Consider the following 12,489-nt stretch of genomic DNA (forward strand, 5'->3'; position numbering starts at 1 on the left):
TTTTAAATTGCTAATCTTTTTTTATTCTATCTAATATTTTTTCTAAGAAATCTTGGCATTACTCTTAAAAGTTTTGGTGATACCTCTTCTATATCAGCTTTCCTAACTCCACCTAAAACAATAATAGCATGAAGATACATAAATCCTCCTATAGCTATTATTAAAAGCAATATAGGAATTCCAATTAAAGTGCTTAATTTATTTAAATCCATAAAGAATGATAATATAAGTTGTAATAAATAAATACCTATTCCCATATATGCAGATGCTAATATAGGTTTTATAGCATATTTAAACATTGATATTTTCATTCTCAAAGTTTTCCTCATTCTAAAGTGATTTAACACCATCGATATAGTAAAAGCTGCCATACCTGCTACAACAGCACCATATATATTTATTTTTGGATTTGCAACCAAAGCCATATTTAATGTAAATTTAACAACAATACTTAAAGCAAGAGTAAATAATACATAATAGAATTGACTTACACTTTGAAGAATTACATTTTGCATAAGAACTATTCCCATTAATGGAATTATTGCTGCTCCTATAACCATCATCATATATCCTCTTGAATCTGGGAATATATAATTATATATATTTTCACTTAATAAAGCTAAACCTACAGCGGATGGTATTGAAACAAGATATGTAACTCTCATAGAAAAATCGATCTTACTTTTTATCTCTTTTTTATCTTTAAGCACATAAGCTTTAGATATAGCTGGTAATGACATATATCCTAATGATGTTATAAACACCATAGGAACATTAAATAATGTCTTGTATCTTGTTGCATAGTATCCATAAAGAGCATTAGCCTCATTTTGTGAAAATCCTGCTGCATCGACTAATCTATTACTTACTGTTAGCATATCTATTATATTACCAAGGTTTTGAAGGCCAGTACTTAGAGTTATTGGTAAGCCATATTTAAATAAAGTTCTAGCTATTTCTTTACCTCTTAATCTTTTAACATCAGGATTTTGTTTTCTTCTAGCTTCTTTCTCAACTCCATATATGTTATATATATACATTAAATATATAACTGCTATTAAAGCTCCAAAAGATGTACCAAGAGTACCTCCTGCAACCCCTAATGAAACACTCATTTTAATAAGAAAATATGCACATCCTAAGCTTAACACAACATTTACTACTTGCTCTATAATAGTAGCAATAGCAATTGGTGTAGCTTGTGATCTTCCTTGAAAATATCCTTTATAAGTAACTAAAACAGTTGTAATCATTATTGTTGGTGCTAAGAATATTATTGGATAAACCATTTCTGGAGTTTGACTTATTCTTGCTAAGAAATTGGCACTTAACATTAAACCTATAGTGAATAAAGTTCCCACAACAAGTAAAAAAGCTCTTGAAATCTTAAAACTTCTTAAAGCATCTCTGTAATTACCTACAGCATTCAACTCAGAAACATGTTTTGATATAGCTGTTTGTAAACCAACATTTGTTAGTGCATATATAAAAACAAATATATCATAAGTTTTTCCATATATCCCCATACCAACATCACCTATAATGCTAGTTAATATAGGTACATATACTAAAGATAATACCTTAGCAACTATACTTGCAATAGAAAGTATTGCAAAACCTTTAGTTATAGATTGCTCTTTCATAAAAATCTCCTATCTTAAAAAAACTAAAGTCTAAACTTAAATACATCCCTTTTAATCTTTTTAAACATTGGTGGAAGTCCTTGTGCTATTGTTTTGTTCTTTAAGTAATTAAACTTCTCTGGCACATCCTTAAATGTTACTTTATAAGCATAAAGGAATTGATAATTTAATCCGAATTTATTTTCAAAGAATGAATTCATTTTATTATCACCATACTTAAAATCTCCAACTATAGGATTTCCAAGATGAGCTAAATGAGCTCTTAACTGATGACTTCTTCCTGTTATAAGCTCTATTTCAAGTAATGAAAAGGCTCCATTAGTTTGTATAACCTTAACATCCATTTCTATTTTCTTTGTATCTTGCTTAGGTGTATCATATACTTTTGACTTATTAACTTCTTCATCTTTTGATATGTAAGCTTCATATTTACCAGGTGTTATTTTCCCTTTAACTAAAGCGCAGTAATACTTCTTAACGCCTCTTTCTCTTATCATCTCATTTAATGCTTTTAAACCTTCAAAGTTCTTTCCAAAGAAAACCATACCTGAAGTATTTCTATCTAGTCTGTTACAAGATGCTGGTGTGAAAGTTAATTCATTTTCTGGAACATAGTCACCTTTTTTAAATAAATATGATAATACATAATCAGTTAAAGTTGGTGCACCATTTTTCTTGTCTGAATGAACTAGTACTCCTGGCCATTTTTCTACTAAAGCCATATTCTCATCTTCATATATTATTTGAAGAGATCCTGAATCAACCATTTGGAAGTTCATCTTTCTCTTCTCTTTTGTAACAACACTTTGAAGATATCTTATTTCAATAATATCTCCCTCTTCTAAAGAGTACTTTTCCTTTTGTTTCTTTCCATTTACTCTTATATCACCTTTTCTTAAGGCTTTAAATATGGCGCTTAGCGGTACATCCTTTAAATATTTTCTTAAGAATTTATCTAATCTCTGTCCTGCTTCATTTGTACCTATTTCTATTTTCAAATTGCTTCACTCCTAATTTAAATCTTTTTAATTACTTTTTATAGATTAATATTAAATTAATCCCTTGTCAAATACTTTAATGCAGCTCCACTTTGAATTGAAACTCCTATAGGTAATAAATCCTCATCTACATCAAACATACTATTATGTGCTGAATGTATTATATTTCTTGCTTCGTTTCTTGCTCCTAAGAAGTAGAAAGCTGATTCTCTCTCTAAAGCAAAGTATGCAAAACTTTCAACTCCAAGCTTTGGTGCCGCTTGTTCTTTTACATTTTCTTCCCCTATGATTTCTTTAGCAGTTTCCTTAACTAAATCAACCATATCATCATCATTATAAAGGCAAGGATAACTTTCCTCTATAATAACTTCGCATTCCCCTCTCATAGCCTTGCATATTGAAGTAGCTATTTCTTTTAGTCTTTCCTTTGCATATGCTCTATCTTCTAAAGTCATAGTTCTTATTACCCCTTTTAAAGTAACTTCATCTGGGATAATATTTTGAGCTGTTCCCCCATTTATACTCCCCACTGTAACCACAGCTGGATTTACAGGTTTTATTTCTCTACTTACTATGGTTTGTAAACCTAAAACTACTTGAGAAGCCATAACTATTGGATCTATTGCCATGTGAGGATATGCTCCATGACCCCCTCTTCCTTTTATCTTTATAGTAAATGGATTTGAGGCTGCATTTACTACACCTTTTTTAATCATTATTTCTCCAACATTTAAAGTTTCCTCAACATGAAGACCTATTATCTTCTGAACTCTAGGATTTTCTAAAACTCCATCTTCTATCATAAGTGGAGCTCCACCTGTTGTCTCCTCTGCTGGTTCAAATAATAATTTAACAGTTCCACTAAACTTATCTTTATGTCTATTTAAAAGCTTAGCTGCACCTAATAAGATTGACATATGGGCATCATGTCCACATGCATGCATTCTTCCTGGTATTTTTGATGAATAAGAACAACTTTTCTTATCATTCATAGGAAGCCCATCTATATCTGATCTTAATGCTATACACCTATCCTTTTTACTATCATCTTCTAAAGTTCCTCTTATTATACCACATACACCGGTTTTAGCAGTTTCTATATACTCTATTCCTTCATTAGTTAAAAACTCTTTTATTTTTCCTGAAGTTCTCCACTCTTCAAACCCAAGCTCTGGATTCTCATGAAAATCTCTTCTTAAATCTATCAAAATATCTTTTATTTCTTTTGCTTCATTTAATAAATTTATATCCATTTTACCACCTACTTTTATTTTAACTTTCTTTTTCTTTTATAGTTTATTTAATTTATCTATTTTTGATTATATATTACCATATTTTTTAATTCAATTTTTTTCTTTACTTTTATAATCATTTAAGAATATATTATTTAAATGTATACAAGTAAAAAATAAAGCCATAAGGCTTTATTTCTATACTTCGCAAATAATTTTTTCTATTATGTTGTTTTCTACTAATGTTTTTAATGAAAACTTTCTTAAGTCTCCTTGAATAAATTTTATTTCAATGGTTCCCTTATCTATACCACTCACTTCTCCTATTCCAAAATAATTATGTCTAACAGCATCTCCAGTCTTTATTCCATAATCCTTAATAGAAAAAGCCTCTTCTAAGCCTATATTAGCTAAAAACATAGATATATCTTTAAATTTCCCCCTAACATTTTTAGGGGAATATAGATATACATTGTTTATAGCTCTTGTTACCCCTACATAGAAGAGCCTTCTCTCCTCTTCTAAGTTATCCATGCTATTCTTATGAGGTATTGTTTCATCAACAATATTTACTATATAAACATTTTTAAACTGCATTCCTTTAACCCCATGCATTGTACTTAGTATTACTGAATCTATATTGCCTTTTGAATTTAAGTTTTCTAAGTTCTCCTCAACACTTGCTATATGTGTTAAAAATTGAATTATTGATTTAAAATCACTAGCTGAACTCTTAAATTCCTCTACAATCTCTAAAAGTTCTTCTTGATTTTGTTTAAACTTTGAACAATATTCTCTTATATATTGACTATATTCTAAATCACCTAATATAAAATCAATAGCACTATTTAAAGAAAGCTTATTTAAATATGCTATATCATTTTTAAGCTCCTCAAGTTTTCTCATTTGAAAAGGATGAATTCCCTCTCCATTCATCAATAAATCAAAAACATTCTCTTGTTTTTTAGAATTTATAACTCCATAGACTGCATTTTTGGAAACATATCTAAAAGGCTTATTTATTATCTTATTAAAAGCCTCTTTGTCATATGGATCTATAGATAGCTTTAAGTAAGATATTAAATCCTTGCATATAAAATGATTAAAGAAGTTATATTCTTTATCTAAAAGCTTAAATGGAATCTTTTTTCTTATAAAGGCATCTATAAAACTCCTACTTTCCATATTAGTTCTGTAAAGAATAACATTATCTGAATATTTTTCACCTATCTTTTTGGATTTTTCTATTTTATCTATAATCATATTAGCTTCTTCTGACTCATTGAATGGAGTTTTAAATTCTATTTTACCGCCATTCTCATTGTAAGCTAAAATTTCCTTACTATATCTTTCTTTATTATTTTTTATAACCTCTTTTGATAAATCAACTATATTTTTAAGACTTCTGTAGTTATATTTTAAATAAACTTTCTCACTCTCTTCAAAATCCTCACTAAAATTTATCATACACTTTGGAGTTGCACCTCTAAATGAATATATACTTTGATCCTCGTCTCCAACACAGAACACATTATTATTTATAAGCTTTAAAAACTCTAATTGAATTTCATCACAGTCTTGAAACTCATCAACTAGTATATATTTTATTAGATTTTTGTAATATCCTAAAGCATTAGGGTTGTTTTTTAAAAAATCTACAGCTTTAATCTGTAAATCATCAAAATCCAATAATCCTCTTTGAGTCTTAAAAGTTTCATAAGCTTCATAGCATTTATCAAAAACATCAATACCCATGGATATTTCTAGTTCTTTAGAAGAAACCTTTCTTCTTGATATATTATTTAAAACTTCTTTTATTTTATCATCACTAACTTCTTCCATATAAGTTGATAAAACTTTTCTCACAACATTGTAAGAATCCCTCGATTCTATAATACGAATTTCTTCTTTATTTCTTAAAAGAATCTTATAAAACAGTCCATGAAATGTACCAAAGAAAGGAATGACACCTCCACTGCTCATCTCTTTAAATCTACTCTTCATATTTTCAGCAGCTGCCTTTGTGAAAGTTATAACTACTATATTTATTCCATTTATTTTTCTTTCCTCTAAAAGATATTTTATTCTATTTAAAATAACTGTAGTTTTTCCTGCTCCTGGTGGTGCTATTACTAAGACACTTTTCCCCTGAGCTCTAACAGCCTCTTGTTGAAACTTATCTAATCTAGACATATCAATCTCCTAATATATAATCAATTTAATTATTAACTAAAATTACTCACTTAAAACATAATATTTAGTAACATATATATTGTAATAATTCTTCCAAGTGGTTACAATAGTTATTGACAACTTATGAAAAGGAGATAAATTTTATATGGATTATAAGTTTGATTTAAAAAACCCTAGAAATCTTACAATGCTAGTTGATTTCTATGAGCTTACTATGGCAAATGGTTATTTTAAAAATGGAATAGAAAATAAAATTGCCTATTTTGATATGTATTTTAGAAGGGTACCAGATGGTGGTGGATATTGTATAATGTCTGGTGTTGAACAGTTAATAGAATACCTATCAAATCTTAACTTTTCAGAAGATGACATAGAGTACTTAAAATCAAAAAACATATTTTGTGATGAATTCTTAGAATTTTTAATAAATTTTGAATTTACTTGTGATGTTTGGGCAATCCCTGAAGGAAACCCTGTTTTTCCTAATGAACCTTTAGTTATAGTAAAAGGTCCCGTAATACAAGCACAATTTGTTGAAACTATGATACTTCTTACTATAAACCACCAAACACTTATTGCAACTAAAGCTAACAGAATTTGTAGAGCTGCCGAAGGAAGAACCGTTATGGAGTTTGGTTCTAGAAGAGCTCAAGGATATGATGGTGCTATATATGGTGCTAGAGCTGCTGCAATAGGTGGATGTCACTCTACAGCTTGTACAATAGCTGACCAAATGTTTGACATACCAGCTATCGGAACTATGGCTCACAGTTGGATTCAATTATTTGGCGATGAATATGAGGCATTTAAAGCATGGGCTGTTGCATACCCAGATAACTGTACACTTTTAATAGATACATATAACGTTTTAAAATCTGGTATTCCTAATGCAATAAAGGTATTTGATGAAATTCTAAAACCACTTGGCAAAAGACCAAAAGGTATAAGAATAGATAGTGGAGATATAACTTATTTATCTAAGAAGTGCAGAAAAATGTTAGATGATGCTGGATATCCTGACTGTAAAATAATAGTTTCAAACTCTTTAGATGAATATATTATAAGAGATGTTCTAGGTCAAGGAGCTTCAATAGATGCATTTGGCGTTGGCGAAAGACTTATAACAGCTAAATCCGAACCTGTTTTCGGAGGCGTTTATAAACTAGTTGCTGTTGAAGATGAAGATGGTAACATAATTCCTAGAATTAAAATAAGTGAAAATGAAGAAAAAATAACAAATCCAGGATTCAAAAGATTAATAAGAGTATTTGATAAGACTACTCATACAGCTTTAGCTGATTTAATACTTTTAAATGATGAGAAAATAGATACAGATAAGCCACTAGAAATATTTGATCCTATACATGTATGGAAAAGAAAAACACTAACAAATTACTATGTTAAAGACTTATTAGTTAAAGTTTTTGATAAAGGAACTATTTGTTATACTAATCCAACAGTAATGGAAATAAGAGATTATGCAAAAGAAGAATGTGAAAAACTTTGGCCTGAAATATTAAGATTCGAAAATCCACATACTTACTATGTTGATTTATCAACTGGACTTTGGAACTTAAAGCATAACTTACTTCATAGATATTCAAATATATATAAATAAAAGCTATTAAATTGATAAAAAATAAGAGACGCTTCATACCCAGGAAGCGTCTCTTATTAATTTGATGCACATAATACAAGTTCTGAATCTTTATTTTCATCATCACCTAAAGAATTTTTATCTAAGTAAAGAGAAAATATACATTCTTCTCCTGTAATAATCTCATTCATTGGACATTCTTTATAACAGCCAACTTTTACCCTCTCATTTGACCAAAATGGACACTGCGCCATATTATCCCCTCAATCCCCTCTTATTAATTAAAATATAGTTTTTAATCCAGTATTTTTAATTACTGTAAGATTTGTAAGTTCATTTTGGAACGCTTTAAGTAAAGCTTTTTCTAATACTTTTTCATGATCGAAGTTATCCACATCTTTACATACAGCGAAAACTTTATTAGTTTCTCCCATAACATTTCTGTAAGTTAAAGTAACATTAGGTTTGTCGTATTCCACATCTACTACTTTTATTCCCCATGATAAAGAAGCATAATCTCCTTCTTTCTTTAAGAAGCTTAAATCTTTTAACTTCTCTTTTTCTTGATTAGGGTCTGTAACTATAATTAATTCGTCTCCAACTTTATATTTTGACATAATTAACCTCCTAAGTAATTAATTTATATAGTAAAGTTTACCACTTATTAAACTTTAAGTAAAGCTATTCTAAGTTTATATACCTAATATATTGTTTACCAAAATAATAATTATTATTTTTCAAAATTACACTATTACATTTAAATTTTATTTTTACAAAATTTAAATGTAATAGTGTAAAAATTTATTAAAAAACATCCTAATTTTATAACATATTAATATACAATTGTAATTACTTTACTTGCAAATATTTTTTTATCAAGTAAAATAGTATTGGCGATAAAATTATTTTAATCTAATTCATTATTATTAAGAGTAATTTTAAAAGGTATTTAAAGCTTGAAACTTTAATACCTTTTTTAGTTTGTTTTCATACACAACTGTAAAAAAAAAGAACAGCAAAACTGTTCTTAAAGGAAAATGAAATGAACATGGAAAAACTTTGTTAATTAATTAACAACCTTTAAATAAATTTTATCATAAAAAGGTTAAATTTACAAGCAATTTTTACGTTAATTTGTAAAAAATTTTTAAACTCTTTTTAACTTTAGTTAATATTAAAAGATAATCTTTGACATATAATAATTATTATTATATAATATAATCAATTCTCAAACGATAGGGATGGTGGAAATGGACAATATAACTACTATTTTTAAAGAAAAAAAATTAAAACTAACACCTCAGAGGATTGCTGTTTATAAGTATTTAAAAAGTACTAAAGAACATCCATCAGCTGAGACAATTTATAAAGCTTTACAGGAAGATTATCCTACAATGTCATTAGCTACTGTGTACAAAGCATTAAAGACACTTGTTGAGGTTGAACTAATACAAGAAATCAATGTCGGTGAAGGGAACTTCAGATATGATGGAAACGCTATGGATCACTGTCATATACAGTGCTTAGCATGTGGTAGAGTTGATGATATTGAACATTTAGATTACTCACATCTAAATGAAGAAGCTCAAAAGCACTCAAAGTATAGAGTATTATCTAATAAGATGTACTTCTATGGAATTTGCGAAGAGTGTCAAGATAAACACGAATAAGAAAGAGTGGATAACGCCACTCTTTCTTTTTGTTTATAATAAAAAAAGAACTACATAAAGATACCTTTCTAATAAAACTCACAAATATTGTAATTAGAAATATATTTGTAAGTTTTATTATTAAGCTTTTATGCAGTCCCTTTACTAATTAAAAGATTTTATTTTGCTAATTCATATAAAGTTTTAGCATATATTTTAGTTATTAATACTAAATCGTCTATCTTTATATATTCATTAGGTTTATGAATAACATCAGGCTCATCTGGGAAGATAGGACCAAAAGCAACTATATTAGGCATCTCTTTTGCATAAGTTCCTCCACCTATAGACATAAGCTCTGCCTCTTCTCCTGTTACTTCTTTATAAACACTTTGTAATACTCTTATTAATGAATGTTCTGGTGAGAAATACAGAGGTTTTTGATGTTCAAAATTTTCTATTCTTATTGAAGTTCCCTCTATTCTTTTATTAAATGGAGTCATCATCTCTTCTAATGAACTAGTTACAGGATATCTTAAATTCACAGTTAAAATACATCTGTTTTCATTCAAATCTATAACTCCAACATTGAAACTTAATTTTCCTGAAGCCTTATCTTCTAAAAATATTCCAAACTTTTCTCCATAAACATCTTCTCCAATGTTTTTATTTAGAAATTCAATAAATTCTTTCATTTCGCCATTTTGTAAATTTAACATTGATAGAAGTTTTATACTTTGCATTATAGCATTTACACCCTTTTCTGGTGTACTTCCATGTGCTGATACTCCAAATACTTTCAAACATATTTCATGTTCATTTGAAGTTACTTCAGCTTTTATGTTATTTTTTTCTGCATTCTCTTTTATTATTTTACATACATTTAAAGCATCTTTAGCTTTTAACTTTGTTTCACAAAGGCTTGCAACCACATTAGAAGCTACTCCACCTTTAATGCTTTCTACAACTATATCTCCATCTTGTTTACTCTCAAACTCTTTAACTAAATCAAAAATTGTTATTCCTTTTTCACCATTTATTATTGGGAAATCAGCATCTGGAGTAAATCCTGCAACTGGAGCCTTTTCATGTTCTAAGTAGTATTCAATATCCTTGCTTCCAGTTTCTTCATTAGTTCCAAATATTATTCTTACTCTTTTTGATAATGGTAAATTCAAGTCCTTTATAGCCTTTAGTCCATATAATGACGCCATTATTGGTCCTTTATCATCTGTTGTTCCTCTACCATAAATCTTTCCATCATGTATTTCTGCACCATAAGCTGGGAATTCCCATCCATCACCTTCTGGAACTACATCTAAATGTCCTAAAGCAGCTACATAATCTTCTCCTTCACCAAATTCAGCATATCCTACATGTCCATCTAAATTTACAGTTTTAAATCCTAATCTATCTGCAATTTCAAGGGCACAGGCCAAAGATTTTGAAACACCTTCGCCAAAAGGCATTCCTTCCTTAGCTTCACTCTCTACACTCTTTATTCTAATAATTTCTTGTACTGATTGGATTAATTCATCTTTCATCTCATCGATTCTATTATTTAAATCCATTTCTACACTTCCTTTTCAACAAATGTATATTAACAATTTATTAATATTTATTAAGAATATAATATCACATTCTAACATTTTTTTCTAACCTATTTTATTTATTATTTTTTCCTAGATAAAAATCAGAATACCTATTAATCCATAAAAAATCAAAGCTTCATAAGCCATATAATAAATAACAGGCCATCTCTTTTGAGATGACCTGTTACAAGCACTATGCAATTACTTCTTTCATATTTCTAGATTCTATTTTAGTAAGTATTATATTTAATGTAACTCCTACTAAGGCAGCTAAGCTTAAACCTGATATGCTCACACTGTCACTTATTTGGATTCCTATAGGTTCATTTAAGAATAATCCTGATAAGCCAACAAACATTATTATAACCATTAAGGCTATATTCTTTCCATCTAACTTAACATTCTCATTCTTTATTGTCTTAACCCCTACCAAAGCAATCATAGAAAACAACATTAGACTTATTCCACCCATTACTGATTGTGGAATAGTTCTTATAACTGCTCCAAACTTTGCTATAAAGCTTAATATTATGGCAAAAACAGCTGTTAATCTTAAAATTGCTGGATTATAGTTTTTAGTTATAGCTAAAACTCCTGTATTTTCACCGTAAGTTGTGTTAGCTGGTTCCTCCTAATAAAGATGCAACTAAAGTTGCTAAACCATCACCTAATACAGTTCTATTTAAACCTGGATCCTCTATAAAATTCTTTCCTACAACTTGTCCATTAGTAGTAATATCACCTATATGTTCCATAGATACAGCTAATATTACTGGTAATGTAATCATTATTGCTCCAAAATCAAACTTTGGCAGAGTGAAACTTGGAACTGCAACCATACTACTTTGTTGAATTAAAGTTGTGTCAACTTGTCCTAAAACTAAGCTTAAAGTATACCCCACAGCAACTGCTGTGATTATTGCTAGCTGTGAGAAAAAACCTTTTCCAAGCCTACTTATTAAGAGAGCTAACCCTAATGTTACTCCCGCTATAAGAACATTTGCTCCTGCTCCCGCTTCGCCTGCTATTAGAGAATTAACTCCAGCCATATTTAATGCATTTGGTATAAGATTTAATCCTATAACCATTATCATAGGTCCAACAACTCTTGCTGGTAAAACTCTTCTTATTTTATCTACACCAATCTTTTTTATAGCGAAAGACATAAGCACATATGCTAATCCTGCGAAGAATATTCCTCCTTGAGCATATCTTAAATCTCCATATTTTTCACCAACTGCTACTATTACCGGTATGAATGCAAATGATGACCCTAAAAATACTGGAACCTTTCCTTTTGTACACAGATGAAATATAAGAGTTCCTATCCCTGCTGTAAATAAAGCTACTGAAGGATCTAATCCAGTTACCATAGGAACTAATATTGTAGCTCCAAACATTGCAACTAAATGTTGCAATCCTAAAATACCATTTTTTAAGTGAGATAAAATACCATCCGTCTTAATATTGCTTTTTTCTTTTCCTATTACTTGTTGTGCCATAAATTTAAGCCTCCTTATGTTTTAAAGTTTAAGGAGAAAACTCTGCTTCTCCTCTTTTCAGCCTCACTGGACTGATTTAAAAA

Annotated in this window: 9 protein-coding genes and 1 pseudogene; 2 read left to right on the top strand and 8 right to left on the bottom strand. The window is 29.1% G+C overall.

All coding sequences use genetic code 11. The features are described from left to right. Positions 1–26: 26 nt before the first annotated feature. The 4 genes from ACQZHJ_RS09475 to ACQZHJ_RS09490 form a co-directional block, all read right to left on the bottom strand. On the bottom strand, positions 27–1,643 hold the full coding sequence (locus ACQZHJ_RS09475; RefSeq protein WP_430485310.1) for a putative polysaccharide biosynthesis protein: 1,617 nt from the start codon (positions 1,641–1,643) through the stop codon (positions 27–29). A gap of 23 nt (positions 1,644–1,666) precedes the next feature. Next, positions 1,667–2,641 (bottom strand): RluA family pseudouridine synthase, encoded by a 975-nt coding sequence (locus tag ACQZHJ_RS09480; RefSeq protein WP_430485311.1) that lies wholly within the window; start codon positions 2,639–2,641, stop codon positions 1,667–1,669. A gap of 56 nt (positions 2,642–2,697) precedes the next feature. Beyond that, positions 2,698–3,894: a M20 metallopeptidase family protein gene (locus ACQZHJ_RS09485; RefSeq protein ID WP_430485312.1), complete on the bottom strand. Its 1,197-nt coding sequence runs from the start codon at positions 3,892–3,894 to the stop codon at positions 2,698–2,700. Positions 3,895–4,071: 177 nt separating this feature from the next. Beyond that, positions 4,072–6,066, bottom strand: coding sequence for an ATP-dependent helicase (locus ACQZHJ_RS09490; protein ID WP_430485313.1), 1,995 nt, complete (start codon positions 6,064–6,066; stop codon positions 4,072–4,074). A 145-nt stretch (positions 6,067–6,211) separates the two neighbouring features. Here ACQZHJ_RS09490 and ACQZHJ_RS09495 point away from each other — a divergent pair, with 145 nt between their 5' ends. Continuing rightward, positions 6,212–7,684 (top strand): nicotinate phosphoribosyltransferase, encoded by a 1,473-nt coding sequence (locus tag ACQZHJ_RS09495; RefSeq protein WP_430485314.1) that lies wholly within the window; start codon positions 6,212–6,214, stop codon positions 7,682–7,684. Positions 7,685–7,740: 56 nt separating this feature from the next. Here the strand turns inward: ACQZHJ_RS09495 and ACQZHJ_RS09500 are convergent, their stop codons facing one another. Continuing rightward, positions 7,741–7,917 (bottom strand): hypothetical protein, encoded by a 177-nt coding sequence (locus ACQZHJ_RS09500; RefSeq protein ID WP_430485315.1) that lies wholly within the window; start codon positions 7,915–7,917, stop codon positions 7,741–7,743. A 27-nt stretch (positions 7,918–7,944) separates the two neighbouring features. Further along, entirely contained in the window at positions 7,945–8,280 is a 336-nt protein-coding gene (locus tag ACQZHJ_RS09505; protein ID WP_430485316.1) for a hypothetical protein, read from the bottom strand. 633 nt (positions 8,281–8,913) lie between these two features. Between ACQZHJ_RS09505 and ACQZHJ_RS09510 the strand changes: the two genes are divergently transcribed. After that, positions 8,914–9,333, top strand: coding sequence for a Fur family transcriptional regulator (locus tag ACQZHJ_RS09510; protein WP_430485317.1), 420 nt, complete (start codon positions 8,914–8,916; stop codon positions 9,331–9,333). A 158-nt stretch (positions 9,334–9,491) separates the two neighbouring features. Here the strand turns inward: ACQZHJ_RS09510 and pepV are convergent, their stop codons facing one another. Beyond that, positions 9,492–10,883: a dipeptidase PepV gene (pepV, locus tag ACQZHJ_RS09515; RefSeq protein ID WP_430485318.1), complete on the bottom strand. Its 1,392-nt coding sequence runs from the start codon at positions 10,881–10,883 to the stop codon at positions 9,492–9,494. A gap of 214 nt (positions 10,884–11,097) precedes the next feature. Continuing rightward, positions 11,098–12,406 (bottom strand): annotated as a pseudogene (locus tag ACQZHJ_RS09520) (uracil-xanthine permease family protein). Positions 12,407–12,489 lie beyond the last annotated feature (83 nt).

Source organism: Clostridium sp. B9 (assembly GCF_050509515.1).
Classification (GTDB): Bacteria; Bacillota; Clostridia; order Clostridiales; family Clostridiaceae; genus Sarcina.